At 57.6% G+C, this 15,656-nt stretch carries 12 protein-coding genes; 6 read left to right on the top strand and 6 right to left on the bottom strand.

Annotated features, from left to right (window positions below):
- Positions 1–10: 10 nt before the first annotated feature.
- Positions 11–166 (bottom strand): hypothetical protein, encoded by a 156-nt coding sequence (locus tag HDF10_RS03410; protein WP_183810444.1) that lies wholly within the window; start codon positions 164–166, stop codon positions 11–13.
- Between HDF10_RS03410 and lptE the strand changes: the two genes are divergently transcribed.
- The 3 genes from lptE to HDF10_RS03395 are packed head-to-tail and all read left to right on the top strand — an operon-like array spanning position 165 to position 2,807.
- A complete protein-coding gene (gene lptE, locus HDF10_RS03405) occupies positions 165–674 on the top strand; it encodes an LPS assembly lipoprotein LptE (RefSeq protein WP_183810442.1) in 510 nt (169 codons plus the stop codon). The two genes, HDF10_RS03410 and lptE, sit on opposite strands and share 2 nt — an antisense overlap.
- Complete coding sequence (gene holA / locus HDF10_RS03400) at positions 674–2,032, top strand: DNA polymerase III subunit delta (protein WP_183810440.1); 1,359 nt, start codon at positions 674–676, stop codon at positions 2,030–2,032. The genes lptE and holA overlap by 1 nt, the downstream gene beginning before the upstream one ends.
- A 25-nt stretch (positions 2,033–2,057) precedes the next feature.
- Positions 2,058–2,807 (top strand): hypothetical protein, encoded by a 750-nt coding sequence (locus HDF10_RS03395; RefSeq protein ID WP_183810438.1) that lies wholly within the window; start codon positions 2,058–2,060, stop codon positions 2,805–2,807.
- A 93-nt stretch (positions 2,808–2,900) separates the two neighbouring features.
- On the opposite strand, the gene HDF10_RS03390 is transcribed toward HDF10_RS03395, so the two are convergent.
- Positions 2,901–3,359, bottom strand: a complete 459-nt coding sequence (locus tag HDF10_RS03390; protein WP_183810436.1) for a DsrE family protein — start codon at positions 3,357–3,359, stop codon at positions 2,901–2,903.
- Between the two features lie 112 nt (positions 3,360–3,471).
- Complete coding sequence (locus HDF10_RS03385) at positions 3,472–5,784, bottom strand: TonB-dependent receptor (RefSeq protein ID WP_183810434.1); 2,313 nt, start codon at positions 5,782–5,784, stop codon at positions 3,472–3,474.
- 188 nt (positions 5,785–5,972) lie between these two features.
- On the opposite strand from HDF10_RS03385, the gene sseA reads away from it, so the two are divergent.
- Entirely contained in the window at positions 5,973–6,809 is an 837-nt protein-coding gene (gene sseA, locus HDF10_RS03380; RefSeq protein WP_183810432.1) for a 3-mercaptopyruvate sulfurtransferase, read from the top strand.
- Positions 6,810–6,932: 123 nt separating this feature from the next.
- On the top strand, positions 6,933–7,847 hold the full coding sequence (locus tag HDF10_RS03375) for an Fpg/Nei family DNA glycosylase (protein ID WP_183810430.1): 915 nt from the start codon (positions 6,933–6,935) through the stop codon (positions 7,845–7,847).
- A gap of 114 nt (positions 7,848–7,961) precedes the next feature.
- Here the strand turns inward: HDF10_RS03375 and HDF10_RS03370 are convergent, their stop codons facing one another.
- Positions 7,962–8,243: a hypothetical protein gene (locus HDF10_RS03370; RefSeq protein WP_183810428.1), complete on the bottom strand. Its 282-nt coding sequence runs from the start codon at positions 8,241–8,243 to the stop codon at positions 7,962–7,964.
- Positions 8,244–8,351: 108 nt separating this feature from the next.
- On the opposite strand from HDF10_RS03370, the gene HDF10_RS03365 reads away from it, so the two are divergent.
- Complete coding sequence (locus HDF10_RS03365; protein ID WP_183810426.1) at positions 8,352–9,398, top strand: AI-2E family transporter; 1,047 nt, start codon at positions 8,352–8,354, stop codon at positions 9,396–9,398.
- A 750-nt stretch (positions 9,399–10,148) separates the two neighbouring features.
- On the opposite strand, the gene HDF10_RS03360 is transcribed toward HDF10_RS03365, so the two are convergent.
- Together HDF10_RS03360 and polA are read right to left on the bottom strand one after the other, a co-directional pair.
- Positions 10,149–12,509, bottom strand: a complete 2,361-nt coding sequence (locus tag HDF10_RS03360) for a Tex family protein (protein ID WP_183810424.1) — start codon at positions 12,507–12,509, stop codon at positions 10,149–10,151.
- Positions 12,510–12,621: 112 nt separating this feature from the next.
- Entirely contained in the window at positions 12,622–15,459 is a 2,838-nt protein-coding gene (gene polA / locus HDF10_RS03355) for a DNA polymerase I (RefSeq protein ID WP_183810422.1), read from the bottom strand.
- Between the last annotated feature and the right edge of the window lie 197 nt (positions 15,460–15,656).

The raw sequence follows: 15,656 nt of genomic DNA, 5'->3' as shown, positions 1-15,656 counted from the left end.
AACACCACATTCACCACGCATCCCACCACGTTCTCATCACCAAAACACCACGTCCAAACACCGTAATTTCAAAACCCCCAATAAAAACGCCATCTTCCACCGCACCACTTTTTTCCGCAGAAAAACCCTGCCACCGCACCAATGCGACAATAGAAGACAGACGCATGCGCCTCCTCACCCCGATCCTTCTCCTCACGCTCACCGGCTGCGGCTACCACCAGGCCGGCTCCGCGACCCACATCCCCGCCAGCGTCCGCACCCTCGCCGTCCCCGTCTTCGCCACCAACGCCCAGGCCTTCCACACCGAGATGGCCTTCACCCAGGCCACCATCCGCGAGCTCAACACCCGCACCCGTTACCACATCCTCACCTCCGACTCGAACTCCGCCGACGCCACCCTCCACGGCACCATCCTCACCCAGACCGTCGCCCCCCTCACCTACGACGGCGCCACCGGCCAATCCTCCAGCTACCTCATCACCATCACCGCCAAAGTCCTCCTCACCGCCCACGACGGCCACACCCTCTACCGCAACGACGCCTTCGTCTACCGCGAGCAGTACCAGTCCACCCAGGACCTCTCCGGCTTCATCCAGGAAGATAACCACGCCGTCAACCGCGTCGCAAAAGACTTCGCCCAGGCCGTCGTAAGCGATATGCTGGAGTCGTTCTGATGGCCTCTCTCAAGTCCTTCGCCTCCGTCGATCGCTTCGTCACAGAGATCGCCTCCCCAGCTACCCTCCGCCCCGCCTACGTTCTCGTCGGCGACGAGGTCTTCCTCTACGACCGCTGCCGCAAAGCCGTCCTCGCCACCCTTGCACCCGAAGACACCCGCGACTTCTGCCTCCACGACCTCGACCTCGCCGAAACCGGCATCTTCGAGGTCCTCGACCGCGCCCAGACCCCCTCCCTCATGGCGCCTTTCCAGGTCCTCTTCGTCCGCAACCTCAAAACCCTCTACGGACGCGCCAGCAAAAAAGAAGAATTCGCCGCCATCGACGCCTACTTCCGCTCCCCCAACCCGCAAGCCCTCCTCCTCTTCGTCGCCGACCACCTCCGCATCCCCACCGACCTCCGCAAGATGGACTACCAGGACAAGGAGCGCTTCGAAAAGATCCGCGAGACCCTCGGCGACTGGTGCGGCACCGTCGAACTAGCCCGTGTAGACGAAAACGACGCCATCAAATGGGTCACCACCACCGCCGAATCCCGCAACATAAAATTCGACCCCGACGCCGCCCGCGAACTCGTCGACTCCCTCGGCGCCGACATGATGCTCATCGCCAGCGAGTTCGAAAAGCTCCTCCTCTACGTCAGCGCCCCCACCGCCCAACCAAGAGAAGGCGTCCTCCCGACCGCAGAAGCGGGTGCCCCATCCTTTGCGCCTTTGGCAAAGGGTGGGGTATCGAGCGAAGCTCGACCGTTCTCTTCCTCCGCGCCACAAAGTCAGGACGTCATTTCGACCGGAGGCATAGCACTTGCCGCCGCAGCGGAGCAACCCGCTTTTCTACCGACCCCATCAGCCCAGCCCTTGACCAAAAACCGCGTCACCCTCGGCGACGTCGAAACCATGGTCCTCGCCGCCAAGCAGCGCTCCCTCTACGAGCTCACCGACGCCATCTCCGCCAAGGACCGCCCCCGCGCCCTCCTCCTCCTCCACGGTCTCCTCAACGCCTCCGACGGTGGCGAAGACGCCGCCATCGGCCATCTCTACATGCTCGCCCGCACCTTTCGCCAGATGCTCATCATCTCCGAGAAAAACGTGCGCGACTCCCGCGCCATCTGGCAGGCCTTATGGCAGGGCTTCCGCATGCCCCCCTTCGCCGCCGAAGACCTCATCAAGCAGGCCCGCCGCTACAAATCCCGCCGCGAGCTCACCCGCGCCATCCGCCTCGTAGCCCGCGCCGACCTCGAACTCCGCAGCTCCCCCGCCAACAAACTCCTCGTCCTCGAGCGCCTCATCCTAGACCTCTCCACCGAACCCAAACCCACCCCCTACGACCCCACCCACCAATTCGCCATGGAACTTTAAGATCTAGCAGCAGTAATATCTCCCCATGTCACAGATCAGACTTCTGGTCCTCTTTCCTTTGCTCGGGATTCTAGCTGCGTCCCCAGCTATCGCGCAGACCAGCGCGCATCCCGAAAAGTCTGCTTCAGACAACGCAGATTATCCGATTTTGGATGCTCCCTACTCGGCGAAACGGCATTTCATCTCCTATACGAAGAAAGCCGATGGAACTCTCACACGTGACGAATCAGGTGGCAGCGAAGCACGCGATTCACAGGGACGCACTTTCAGCGCCGGTGAGCGCCACTGGACATACCTGGAAGGAAACAAAAGTATTCTTGGGAGTGAAATGCTGTATCGAATAGACGATCCGGTTGCGAACACCAAAACAAAGTGGGATTCGACCTCAAAAGAAGCGAAGATTATTCACTGGCCTCAAAGCGATCTGAAACGGGATGCTTTGGAGACCGCGTGCCCGTGCAATGAACAGGCGAACACTTCAAATACAGGAGTCGAAAAACTAGGCACGAGAAATATTCAAGGCCTCGTCGTCGAAGGCACGCGCAGCAGCTATACGGTTGCTATTGGACGGAATCAAAATGACAAACCCTACATCGTCGTCCACGAGATTTGGTACAGCCCTAAACTGAAGATCGTGGTTCTAGAAACCAACGACGATCCAAGCAGCGGAAGCACCAGAAACGAGCTGATAGACATCAATTTGGGAGAACCTGATACCAAGCAATATCGACCGCCATCTGACTACGTTATCCACGACTTGCAAATGCCGCCGTAATTTCTACGTTCATTGGCACGGCGGGTGCGTCATATCTCGATTTGACACGGGTGCATCGTCAGAAGGACGACCGCACTCTTCAACCTCCAGACACTACTCCGTGATCACCCGATCCGCCCACTCCACCAGCGACACAAATATCGTCGGGTTACCAAACTTCGCCCCATAGTTATTCAGATCCCCCTCAGTCACTCCTCTGGCACGGGAGCACGTCCCACAAGCGTAGATCTGAATATGCTTCGCGGCGAGCTTATCCAGCGTCTCCCCCACAGGCGGCCATCCAACTGGCGTAACTGCATTCGCAAGCGTCTTTCGCATTAATCCAACTGCCTCCCCCAGCAGGAAAAACTGCACCTCGTGTCCAGCTTCCGCGAGCGCCAGCCCATGCAGAAAGGGAAACCCCGCCTTGGTCGGATCGTCGGAACCCCACGCGCTCTTCATCATGATCTTCAGCGTCTTGTGCGGAGCTTGCCCCACAAGCGAACGACCACCAAAAGTGAAGGGAAGAGCCGCCAATTGCGCAAATCGTGACAGAAATAATCGACGTACCATGAGTTTCTCCTTTGACGGAGAATCTTATACCTACCCCTCGTCGACAGCATTAGCCGGGGCCATATCTCGATATTAAGATGTGGGCATCGTCCGAAGAACGACCGTTCTCCAACTAAAAACTAACCGACAGCCGTGCATAGACACTACGCCCCGGCGCAATCGCATTCCCCGAAAACAGCCCTCCAAAGTCAAGCACATTCAGCCGATTATTCAAGTTGTCCCCATCCACCTGAATCCGCATCACACACTTCTCCGACTTGATCAGGTCCGCCCCCACCGAGGCACTGACAGCCAACGCCGGATCAACCCGCCCGCGCTCAAAGTTAAGCCGATCGACCACCTGCGGCCCATATTGAGCCAGCGCCATCTCCTCCGTCCCTCCATACTCAAACGGCAAACCTGATCCAAAGGTCAGCCCACCCGCAACCCACAACCGCGGCATCAACTCATACTTGAATCGCGTCCGCAACGTATTGCGCTGGTCCTGCGAAACCGGAAAGTGCCCCGCCAACTCACTCTCTGCGTTACCGGCATCGTCGCCAAGAAAGAGCCCGCCAGTAACCGGAAACCACGCGTTCCCCACCATGTAGGAGTAGCTGACAAAACCGGTAAGCTTGCCCCACTGAACAACATCCAGCTTCCCCTCGGCGCCATAGATAACAGCCTTATCAAACGCGATGGGATAACTGACTCCCGTATTCAAAAGCTGATCATCATCGGCAAAGTTCCTGGCATCGCGGCGATAGAAGTTCACACTAACCCGCAGCTTTTCAGAGAAACCCTTGATAAGTCCGCCCTCGTAGTAGTTCCCTTTCGAAGGCTGCACCGGCAATCTCAAAAAACGAGGGTTCAGCGAAGCGACCTGCGGAGAGCTGGACAGCAGAATATTTTCAAACGAAGGCGTCTGAAAGACACGGTCATAAGCCGCATGAAGAACCATGTTCGCCTTAGGCAGATACCGCCCAACCGACAGCCGCGGACTAAATGCACTCTGATTCAACAGCAGCTGATAATGATCCCACCGCAGGCCCGCACTGACAGTCCACTCTCCCAACCGGACCAGGTCCTCAACAAAAGCAGATTGCTCCAGGTCAGGCCGCTGCTCCGCAAACGAGAGCGGATTCGGCGTCCCCTCATCAAACTGATCAGGATCAGTAATCCTGTAATTGAACTGTTCATGAAGAAACGTCGCGTCCGACTCAACCCCACCCTTCCACTCCTGGTTGCCGTGGTGGACAGACAAAGTTCCCTTGAAGTATCCCTCGCGGAAATAGTTATGTTGAAAAGCGACAATCGGCGTCGAATCCTCATTGGAATAGAGGTTATTCGCGTTATCCCTCACCATGCCGGCAAGAGTCCCCAGCATCACCGGCGAAAAAATATGTTGATAACTCATCGCCCCCAAGGTCTCAAAGTTATCGCCGTTCTGCACCTGTCCCGCAGTCTGCTGCAGCAATTCATTCGGAATGAGAAAGCGCGAAAGTTCGTGCCGCACCGTCGCACTCAACCGATCCCTCTCCGTAAAATCACGCTCGTACCTGACAGAAAAGTGCCCCGTGGTTCCCTTATTCGTAAAGTTCTCCGGAACCACAGGATTCAGGTAGCGGCTGGTCATACTACCCGATGCCGTTCCACCTAACGTGTTCTTACCCCAGACATCCTGCACATGACCAAACCCAGCCGCCGTGTCATAGCTGCCACCGTAGAGAACAAATTGCCCATGCAGTCCGGCGTTTGTCTCTCTCTTCGTATTGATCTCGACGACGCCACCCATCTTCCGCCCATACTCCGCCGGAAAACCCGCCGTATAGATACTCATTGAATTCACATCATCCGCTTCAACCTCAGGGCCAAAGCGGGGCGAGCGATTATCCGTCAGTGGAATTCCATCAATCACAAACTGCGTCTGGTACTCCGACCCGCGAGGATGCAACACCGCATTCCCCTCATACAGCCAGCCAGGCTGCGAGTTCACCAGATCCTGCACGGACCTACCCGGCAGCGAAATCAATCGCTCCTCAATCTGCTTCGAACCAATCTGCATAATCGAAGACGAGCTATGAGGATCGATCAACGTATCCGAATCCTCCACCGTGACCGACGTCGCCACCTGTGCAATCTCAAGCGGAATACTGCACTCGGCAGGAATCGGCGACCTCACCTCAACTGCCCGCACCGCCGCGCTGAATCCAGGCTCCTGCACGCGAATCACGTAAAGCCCGTAAGGCAGCGTCTTCACTGCCACCCTCCCCGAAGCGTCCGTGCTCAGCGTATTGGCATACTGATTCCCCGTACTCGTCACAGCAACTGATGTCTTCACAGGATGGCCCGACGGATCCGTGACCGCCACATGCAATTCGCCGTTATTTACCTGACCTAGCGCAGGCAGCGCAACGAAACAGATTGCAATGACCCATCTCTTCATGGAAGCACCCCGGGGCCTATCCCATTCAGGCGCACAAAAACGCACATCGCTGAACCCAAGCTTATTATCCGTCGGCGTCCGACCTCGCCGAGTGCCATATCTCGATTCTTCAGATGTAAGCATCGCCGAAGGACGACCACACTTGCCCTCCACCCCTTCCTCAGCCACCCACACAGTAATCTAGTCTCATGAATCCCCTAGTCACCCCCGAATGGCTGTCCCCTCGCCTCCAGGATCCCAACACTATCATCCTCGACGCCACCCTCCCTCCCGTCGGCGTCACCCCACCCATCGACACCCGCGCCCGCTACCTCGACAAGCACATCCCCGGCGCCCTCTTCTTCGACATCGAAGACCTCTCCGACCACTCCAGCCCTCTCCCCCATATGCTGCCCACAGCCGAAGCCTTCTCTCGCAGCATGTCCACTCTCGGCATCGCCGACAACGCCACCATCGTCATCTACGAGCAAGAAAGTGTCTTCTCCGCCCCCCGAGCCTGGTGGATGCTCCGCACGATGGGCGCGAAGAACGTCTACCTCCTCGACGGCGGCCTCCGCGCCTGGACCGAAGCCGGCCTCCCAACAGAATCCGGCCCCGCCCACCGCGCACCCGCCACCTTCCAAGCCAACCTCAACCACGAAGCCGTAAAGAACCTCGCCCAACTCAAAGAACAACTCACCACCCACCAACAAATCCTCGACGCCCGCTCCGCAGCCCGCTTCAACGGCACAGCCCCCGAGCCACGCCCCAACCTCTCCTCCGGCCACATGCCCGGAGCCACCAGCATCCCCTTCACCGAACTCCTGGAAGACGGCCGCCTCAAACCCGCAGACAAACTTCAGCAACTCTTCGCCGCAAAAAAAGTAGACCTCCACCAACCCATCACCACCACCTGCGGCTCCGGAGTCACCGCTGCCGTCATCGCCCTCGGCCTCTCGCTCGCCGGCGCAAAAAACGTCAGTCTCTACGACGGCTCATGGGCCGAGTACGCCCAACAACCCGACGCCATCATCGAAAAAGACTAGCCTCTACAACCACCACGGGAAACAGCACGCCACGCCGAGTACCCCACACATCGATTCCGATCTGCAGCCTCATCCACAGGACAACCGCTCTCCTCCGCTACAATTCATCCGAGGCTGACGCCCATGCCAGAGCTACCCGACATCACGGCCTATCTCTCAGCACTCGAACCACGCATCCTCGGCCAGCCCCTTACCCACCTCCGCATAGCCAGCCCATTCCTCCTCCGAACCGTTCGCCCATCCCTCAAGGAGATCGAAGGCCACACCATAAGCGCCCTCCACCGCATCGGCAAACGCATCGTCTTCGAGTTCGACAACGGGATCTGGCTAGTCCTGCACCTCATGATCGCTGGCCGCCTCCACTGGCGTCCCCTCGGCGCAAAACTAGGCGGCCGCAACAACCTCGCCGCCTTCGACTTCCCCCACGGCTCGCTCGTCCTCACCGAAGCCGGCTCCAAACGCCGAGCCTCCCTCCACCTCTTCGCCAACCAGGCCGCCGCCCAACAGATCGACCCCGGCGGCCTCGAACTCTTCCAGGGCCACACCTTCATCGCCAACCTCGAAGACTTCCGCACCGCCCTCACCACCGAAAACCGCACCCTCAAGCGAGCCCTCACCGACCCTCGCATCCTCTCCGGCATCGGCAACGCCTACTCCGACGAGATCCTCCATGCCTCCCAGCTCTCCCCCATCCTCCAAACCGCGAAGCTAAGCCCAGAGCAGTGGGAGCGCCTCTACAACGCCACCCGCGACACCATGCAGCTCTGGATAGCTCGCCTCACCACCGAAGCCGCCCAGGCCTTCCCCGAAAAAGTCACCGCCTTCCGCAAAGACATGGCCGTCCACGGACGCTTCGGCCAACCCTGCCCCACCTGCGGCCAACCCATCCAACGCATCCGCTACGCCGACAACGAGACCAACTACTGCGCCCAATGTCAGACAGGAGGCAAAGTCCTCGCTGACCGAAGCCTCTCCCGCCTCCTCGGCAAAGACTGGCCCCGAACCCTCGACGAGCTCGAAGCCCTCAAAAAACGCTGACCCCGATCACCCTGATCAATCGTCATCTCGACCGAAGTCGCGCAGCCTTATCGCGCGACGCAGCGGAGAGATCCCTGTATTTCGCCTCGTTCCAGCTGCACAAAATCTCCAAACCTAAACCGCCTCCGGCCCCCGCGGCCCCTTCGCCCGCCGCAACACCGTCATCGACACATAAGCCCCAATCCATGACCCCACCGCCGCAAAGCAGACATAGACCCAGTTCTTCGTATAACTGATCACGGCAAACGCCGACAGCAGATACCACACGCTGCTCCACGTAGCCGCCGGCAATCGTCGCTGCGACGACACCGCCGCGTTGAACATCACATACACTGCGTCGGTCGCCGCCGTCGACAGCAACACACCCACTGCAAGCCAGGGTTCAAGATGCGCCATCAGCCAACCTCCTCGACCATTACTCGATTCGTCAATAGTCAACGTATTCTAATCTCAGCCCATACCAGTTACATTCGCATCTAACCCAACCACTGGAGTGCTTACCCAATGCAAGAAGGCAGAGAATCCCCACCCTGGAGACAAATCACCCTCTACCTTCTCACCTTCGCCACTCTCATCCTCTGCGCCTTAATCCTCCACCCGTTCTTCTCTGCCATCGTCGGCGCCATCGTGCTCGCGGTCGTTACCGAGGTCCCCTACAACTGGCTCTCCACCCGCATCCCACACCGCACCACCTGCGCCACCGTCGCCCTCATCCTCGTCATCCTCGCCGTCATCGTCCCAGGCTTCTTCCTCGCACAGGAGCTAGGCGAACAAGCCCTCCGCGCCATCGTCTCCCTACGCAACCCCAACACCCAGAACCTCGTCACCGACTACATCGGCAACCATCCCGCACTCGCCAACCGCATCGAAGCCTTCTCCGCCTCCATCGACGTCAACAACGCCGCCCGCACCACCGCAGCCTACGTCGGCAGCAAAGCGGCCATGGTCCTCGGCAACTCCGTCCATCTCATCACCGAGATGGTCGTCATGCTCTTCCTCCTCTTCTTCCTCTTTCGCGACCGCCAGCTCGCCCTCACCGCCCTCCGCTCCCTCATCCCCCTCCGCGAAGACGAGACCAGCGAGCTGCTCGAACGCATCGACGACACCATCTACGCCACCTTCCTCGGCCGCCTCGCCATCGCACTCGTACAGGGAGTCCTCGCCGGTCTCGCCTTCTGGGTTCTCGGTGTCCCCGGCGTCATCCTCTGGTCCATCACCCTCACCGCCTTCGCCATGATCCCGGCCTTCGGAGCCTTCCTAGTCTGGGGACCCATCGCCATCTACCTCGGCCTCAACGGCCACTGGGGCAAGGCCGCCCTGCTCGCCATCTGGGGCGGACTCATCGTCAGCACCATCGACAACATCCTCTACCCCACCCTCATCGGCGGACACCTGCGCTCCCACACCGCCATCATCCTCATCACCATCCTCGGTGGCATCGCAGTCTTCGGTCCCCTCGGCATCATCCTCGGCCCGGTCATCTTCACCATTGCCTCCACCCTGCTCGACATCTGGCATGCCCGCACCGCCCAAATCACCACGCGAACCTAATCCGCCCCGAAAGCGTAGCCGAAGGACCATCATTTGTCCTTTGCCGTTGCTTGTTCTCCTTCGCACCCGCACAACAAGCGTCATCTCGACCGAAGCGGCTCACAGTCCTATCGTGAGCCGCGCAGCGGATTGCGGCTACAGCTCTCAGTTGCAGCGAACCGATACATGCTGCAGTATCCGTCAAGACCCCCGTATTTCGTCTTCGTCTCTGCTTTTCCAGTTGCCTGCGCAGTTGCACGTACCTTTGCAGTTGCAGTTGTCTTCGCCTTTCCACAACACCACCCACGACACCGTCATCCTGAGCCGAAGTGACTCACGGCACTTTGTGAGTCACGCAGTCGAAGGATCCCCGTATTTCGTCTTTGCCTTTGCCTTCACTACCTTCGACTTTGCCGTCTCCAATCGAAGTAAAAAATCCCCTGCCTCTACTTCAAAAATCACGGCAAAATCACGTGTCAAGCCCCAAACTCACCAAAACCCGCGTCATTCGCGGGAATTCACGTTGCGCATTAGTTATGCCCAATCCTTTAGATTTGAATTAATGAGCAGAAAAATGCCCCGCGAAAGCGGGGCACTCCTTTTGTAACCACAAACGAACCTAAGTCTTTTGGAATGACGATTCTGCAAGTAACCCCTTTGTTAAGACGTTTTTACAGACCCTCTTGGCTCACAAGCAGCTGATTACAAATAACTTACACGCGTGTAATAGGAGGGGGGAGGGGGTCGCCTCCATGTCGATAAGAAACGGGACTACTGCCCCTTCCACTTGGAAGACAGCATCGCTAGCTTGTCATCGAAAGAGATCGGAGCCTTCACCGGAGCAACAGCATGAGCCTTCCCCTGAACCTGAGTCTTCCCCGTCGGCCTTCCCTGCTCCTTCGGCCCCTGCTCCTTGGGAGACGCCCCACCCCGAGCACCACCGTCTGCAGGACGAACACCTCTCGGCCCAGGCTCGTGCAGCGCCTTGATCGAAAGCGCAATCCGCTTCGTCTTCGCATCCGCAGACAGCACCTTCACCTTCACAATCTGCCCAGCCTTCACAGCCTCAGAGGGATCCTTGATGAACTTCACCGACAGCTCACTGATATGCACCAGCCCATCCTGGTGCACCCCGATATCGACGAACGCACCAAACTTGGTCACATTCGTCACCACACCTTCCAGCACCATATCCGGCATCACATCCGACAGCTCCCGCACACTCTCGTTGAAGCTCGGCGCAACAAACTTGTCCCGCGGATCGCGTCCCGGCTTCTTCAACTCCTCCAGAATGTCGTTCAGCGTAAAACTCCCCGCCGAAACCGCGCTTTTATCCACCTTCTCGAGCAGCTGCGGACTCTTGATCAACTCCTCCACCGGAGCCTTCAACGAAGCCGCAATCTGCTCCACCACCGCATAAGACTCCGGATGAACAGCAGTCATATCCAGCGGATTCTCTCCATCACGAATCCGCAGAAATCCCGCAGCCTGCTCGAACGTCTTCGCCCCGATTCCAGGAACCTTCATCAACTGCGTCCGCGAACGAAACCGGCCATGCTCGTTTCGGTAACTCACGATATTCAGCGCCGTCCGCTCCGTCACGCCGGAAACATAACGCAACAAAGTCCACGACGAAGTATTCAGATCAACACCGACCCGATTCACGCAGCTCTCAATCACCGTCTCCAGCGACTGCTGCAACTGCCTCTGATCCACATCATGCTGATACTGCCCAACGCCAATCGACTTCGGATCCACCTTCACCAGCTCCGAAAGAGGATCCTGCAATCGCCGAGCGATCGAGATCGCCCCACGCACCGTCAGGTCGAGGTCCGGAAACTCCTGCCGCGCCACATCCGAAGCCGAATAGATACTCGCTCCCGACTCGCTCACCGTCACCGAGAAGATCTTCTCCAGCCCCCGCTCGCGCAGGAACTCCCGCACAAACGCATCCGTCTCCCGCGAAGCCGTCCCATTCCCGATAGCAATCGCCCTCACCTGATGCTTCACCACCAGAGCCTCAAGCGTCTTGCCCGCCGCCTCCGCAGCGCCCTTCGACGTATGCAGATACAGCACATCATTGGCGAGGAACTTCCCCGTCTCATCCACCACCGCAACCTTGCACCCGGTCCTCTGCCCCGGATCAATCCCCAGCACCGAGATTGGCCCCGCCGGCGGAGCCAGCAACAGATGATGCAGGTTCTCCCGAAATACCTGGATCGCATCCAGATCCGAGCGCTTCTTCAACTCCAGCCGCAGCTCGCCCTGGATCGACGAGTTCAGCAGCCGCGACCAGCAATCCTCAACGGCCAACTCCAACTGCGGTGTCCAGTCCCCCTGCTCCCGCAGCGCTCCGCGCCGCAACACACTCACCGCCTGTGCCGTCTCCAACTCAATCAAAAAATAAAGAACGTTCTCGCTCTCACCGCGGCGAATCGCGAGCATCCGATGCGACGGAATCGTCTTCACCGGCTCGCGATACTCGTAGTACATCTTGAACTTCTCCTGCTCATCCACCGCGTCCAACGCCTTACGGCTCACAACTACGCCTTCATCAAACATCAGCGCACGAACGGCCTTTCGCAGGTCTGCGCTCTCGCTAATCATCTCTGCAACGATATGTCTCGCGCCCTCAAGCGCCTCCTCCACCGAAGCAACGCCCTTCTCGCCATCGACAAACCGCGGAGCCACCAAGCTCAGCGGCTCATCTCCAACCTTCTGCTCCCACAGATAAAGCGCGAGCGGCTCCAACCCCTTCTCACGAGCGATCGTCGCCTTCGTCCGTCGCTTCGGCCGATACGGAAGATACAGATCCTCAAGCTCGCTCTTATCAAGAGTCGCCTCGATCCGAGCCTTCAACTCATCGCTCAGCTTGCCCTGCTCCGCAATCGAAGCCAGAATCGTAGCTCGCCGCGCACCCAGATCGCGGAAGTAAGCGAGCTTCTCCTCGATATCGCGAATCTGCACCTCGTCGAGATTGCCAGTAGCCTCCTTGCGATACCGCGCAATAAAAGGCACCGTCCCTCCCTCATCCAGAAGCGTAATGACCGCTACCAGACCGTGCATCGGGAGGTTGAGAGTTTGGGCAACATGCAGCAGAACTTGGGGAGGAAGAACACTTACGTCAGTCATAGCTTATCTAGCCATGCTACCGCCAACTACCTAGGAAAACTCGCACTGCCGTCACTTACTGCACGACACGAGCAACTCAACGTCGTCATGCTACAAGCAGCGATAAAGAGTGCTACTTTATGTCGCGCCAGTTTGGTCCGATGCCCACCTCAGCAACGATCGGAATGGAGAACTCGGCAACGTGCTCCATCTCCTGCTTCACCAGTTCTTGAAGTTCTTGGGCCTCTTCCGGAACGACGTCGAAGAGCAGTTCGTCATGCACCTGAAGCGTCATCTGCGACTTCAACTTACGATCGCGGATCAGCTGGTCAATCTTAAGCATCGCGAGTTTGATGAGATCAGCAGCAGTCCCTTGGAGCGGCGTGTTGATCGCAGTCCGCTCAGCAAAACCGCGCATGTTGGGGTTGCGGGATTGAATATCAGGGATTGGCCGGATTCGACCAAAGTACGTCTTCACCGATTGATCTCGACGCACTGTCTCGAGTGTCTCTTCAATGAAGCGCTGGACACCTTTATAGCGTTCAAAGTAAGTCTCAATGTAGGTTTTGGCGGTCTTCTGATCAATATTCAACTGCGCCGCAAGCCCAAACGGACTGATGCCATAGACGATGCCAAAATTAACAGCCTTTGCGCGAGCGCGTGTCTCCTTATCCATCGTCACAGCGTCAACGCCAAACACCTCGCTCGCAGTCAACGTGTGAATGTCTTTCCCGGTTCGATAGGCATCGAGTAACAAAGGGTCCTGCGAGAAGTGGGCCATCAGGCGCAGTTCGATCTGCGAATAGTCTGCCGACATCAGCACATTGCCCGGAGCAGGAATAAATGCAGCGCGAATCTCGCGGCCGAGAGCAGTGCGAACAGGAATGTTCTGCAGGTTCGGATTCGTACTGGAGAGGCGGCCAGTCGCCGTACCCACTTGATTGAATGTGGTATGAACACGGCCCATCGCATCGGTAAGCTGAGGAAGCGAGTCGATATAGGTCGATTTGAGCTTCGCGAGTTGACGATATTCGAGCACAAGAGCTGGAACAGCATGATGTTCCGCAAGCTCTTCCAGAACATCCTGAGCCGTAGAGACAACTTTGCCCTTGCCATACTTCATCGGCTTGGGAAGAAGCATCTTGTTGAAGAGAACTTCGCCGAGTTGCTTGGGCGAGTTGATATTGAACCGATGGCCCGAATCAGCATAAATACGCTCGGCTAGATTATCTATATCAACAGCAAGCCGAATGGACATCTCCCCGAGAACCGCGGAGTCAATCCGCACACCCGCCTGCTCCATTCGCAACAGAACAGGAACCAGCGGCAGATCCATCGTCTCGTAGATATGCGTCAGTTCGGCGGCTTCAATCTGACTGCGAAGTGTGCCGGAGAGGCGATGTATCGCGTTGGCCGCTTCGGGCAGCAGATTGGCAATCTCGCTCTCAGTCGGCGTCTTTGAGGCAGGGCTCAGGGCGCGATCGGTAAACCGGGCCGTAACGTCTGGAAGAGTGTGAGAGCCATGCGTCGGGTTGACGAGGTAGCTGTAAAGCATGACGTCATCCCGAACCCCGGCCAGGTCGATCTTGTGAGGCTCGAGCGCCCGAAGGACCGCTTTGAGGTCGTGGGCGTGCTTCGGAAGGGTCGGGTCTTCCAGAGCCTCTCTCAAACCAGGCGCGTGAAGAGAGACGACTATGGCGAAATCAGCAGATGTCGTTAAACCAATCTGGAAAACTGATGCACCTGTCGGAGCCTTAGGCTCCGGACTCTTTGGCTCCGGAGTTTCAAAGAGTGACATGGATTGCGATGGCAGCGGCTCCGGCTCAACCTCTTGTTCTGTGGACAAATCCATGGCGACCTCTTCTGCAAGAGCCCGGGCATCCTCAAAAACAGCCACGGTTAAGCCATTGACTCTTCCGGAAAGATGAATGGAACGAGCATCAGTAAGTAGTGCCGCTATCTGCTCCGGCGTAGGTTGCAGATTGTAGGTAAGGGGAGCACTGGAGATGGAAGGAGCAAGCTCCTTCAGCAAAGTTGTGAACTCGAGCTCCGAGAAAAGTTCACGGCACGCAGCATTGTCTGGCGCCTGGGTAAGCATATCGTCCAGTTCATATTCGATAGGCACCCCGGTGTGAATCGTTACGAGCTCTTTAGAAAGAAGAATGTTGTCGCGATTGTTTTGCAGTGATTCCCGATACGTCTTTCGCTTTACTTCATCCGCGCGATCAAGTGCGGCCTCGACGGTGCCGAACTGCTGAATCAGCTCGACCGAGCCTTTATCGCCGATGCCCGGCGCCCCGGGAATGTTATCGATAGAGTCGCCGCGCAGAGCCATCACATCGATGACACGTTCTGGCGGGACACCTAATGCAGCCTCAACACCCGCACTGTCGAGAATGAGGTTGTCCTTCGTTGGATTGAGAATCAACACGTCTTCATTGACGAGCTGCATCATATCCTTATCAGAAGAAACAACGTAGACCTTGTGGCCCAGAGCAGAGAGCTTGCAGGACAGTGTTCCTATTACGTCGTCCGCCTCGAATCCCTCGTAACTAAGAATTGGGATGCGAAAGGCTTCAAGGGCACGGCGAATGAAGGGAAGCTGTTGTGCAAGATCGGCGGGCATCTCTGTTCGGTTGGCTTTGTAGCCAAGGTAATCGATCTCTTCAAACTGCTGGGTTTTGATGTTGAACTTCTTCACCGACTTCATCTCGCGAGCACGCTCGTCGCGGAAGACCGGACCGGACAGGTCGTAAATGGCAGCAAGATAGTGAGGAGAAAAGTCTTTGCGAAGCTTGTTGATCATATTCACGAAGACATAGGTCGCCGCCGTGGGAATGCCGCTCCGCGTGGACATAGGGCGCTGACGCTGCATCGCGTGGTATGCGCGGAAGATAAAAGCCATGCTGTCCAGGAGGTAGATCGGGGGCTTCTGCTCGGAGGATGCTTTGGTGTCGGGTGTCTTTGCCATTCTGTCTGATGGTAGCGCGTTGCAGCTGGACGTGGGACCGCCGAAGATGGGCAGTCATCTCAGCACTCAGAAATAAAGTTGAAAATCGTGGCATGTTTTTCGCACCTGTTTTCAACGCGTCTTCCCACCACGTTCCACCATGCAATTCACCAGGTTCTACCACGCAAAAAACCACGTCTTGCACACAGGTTTTTCAA

This window comes from Tunturiibacter empetritectus (assembly GCF_014201375.1).
In the GTDB taxonomy this organism is placed as follows: Bacteria; Acidobacteriota; Terriglobia; order Terriglobales; family Acidobacteriaceae; genus Edaphobacter; species Edaphobacter lichenicola_D.
This window is presented reverse-complemented; position numbering and strand designations above follow the sequence as displayed.

Excerpts from the sequence above, each read along its gene's own strand:
- lptE (WP_183810442.1), top strand. The coding sequence starts at position 165 with ATGCGCCTCCTCACCCCGATCCTTCTCCTCACGCTCACCGGCTGCGGC.
- HDF10_RS03410 (WP_183810444.1), bottom strand. The coding sequence starts at position 166 with ATGCGTCTGTCTTCTATTGTCGCATTGGTGCGGTGGCAGGGTTTTTCT.
- holA (WP_183810440.1), top strand. The coding sequence starts at position 674 with ATGGCCTCTCTCAAGTCCTTCGCCTCCGTCGATCGCTTCGTCACAGAG.
- HDF10_RS03395 (WP_183810438.1), top strand. The coding sequence starts at position 2,058 with ATGTCACAGATCAGACTTCTGGTCCTCTTTCCTTTGCTCGGGATTCTA.
- HDF10_RS03390 (WP_183810436.1), bottom strand. The coding sequence starts at position 3,359 with ATGGTACGTCGATTATTTCTGTCACGATTTGCGCAATTGGCGGCTCTT.
- HDF10_RS03385 (WP_183810434.1), bottom strand. The coding sequence starts at position 5,784 with ATGAAGAGATGGGTCATTGCAATCTGTTTCGTTGCGCTGCCTGCGCTA.
- sseA (WP_183810432.1), top strand. The coding sequence starts at position 5,973 with ATGAATCCCCTAGTCACCCCCGAATGGCTGTCCCCTCGCCTCCAGGAT.
- HDF10_RS03375 (WP_183810430.1), top strand. The coding sequence starts at position 6,933 with ATGCCAGAGCTACCCGACATCACGGCCTATCTCTCAGCACTCGAACCA.
- HDF10_RS03370 (WP_183810428.1), bottom strand. The coding sequence starts at position 8,243 with ATGGCGCATCTTGAACCCTGGCTTGCAGTGGGTGTGTTGCTGTCGACG.
- HDF10_RS03365 (WP_183810426.1), top strand. The coding sequence starts at position 8,352 with ATGCAAGAAGGCAGAGAATCCCCACCCTGGAGACAAATCACCCTCTAC.
- HDF10_RS03360 (WP_183810424.1), bottom strand. The coding sequence starts at position 12,509 with ATGACTGACGTAAGTGTTCTTCCTCCCCAAGTTCTGCTGCATGTTGCC.
- polA (WP_183810422.1), bottom strand. The coding sequence starts at position 15,459 with ATGGCAAAGACACCCGACACCAAAGCATCCTCCGAGCAGAAGCCCCCG.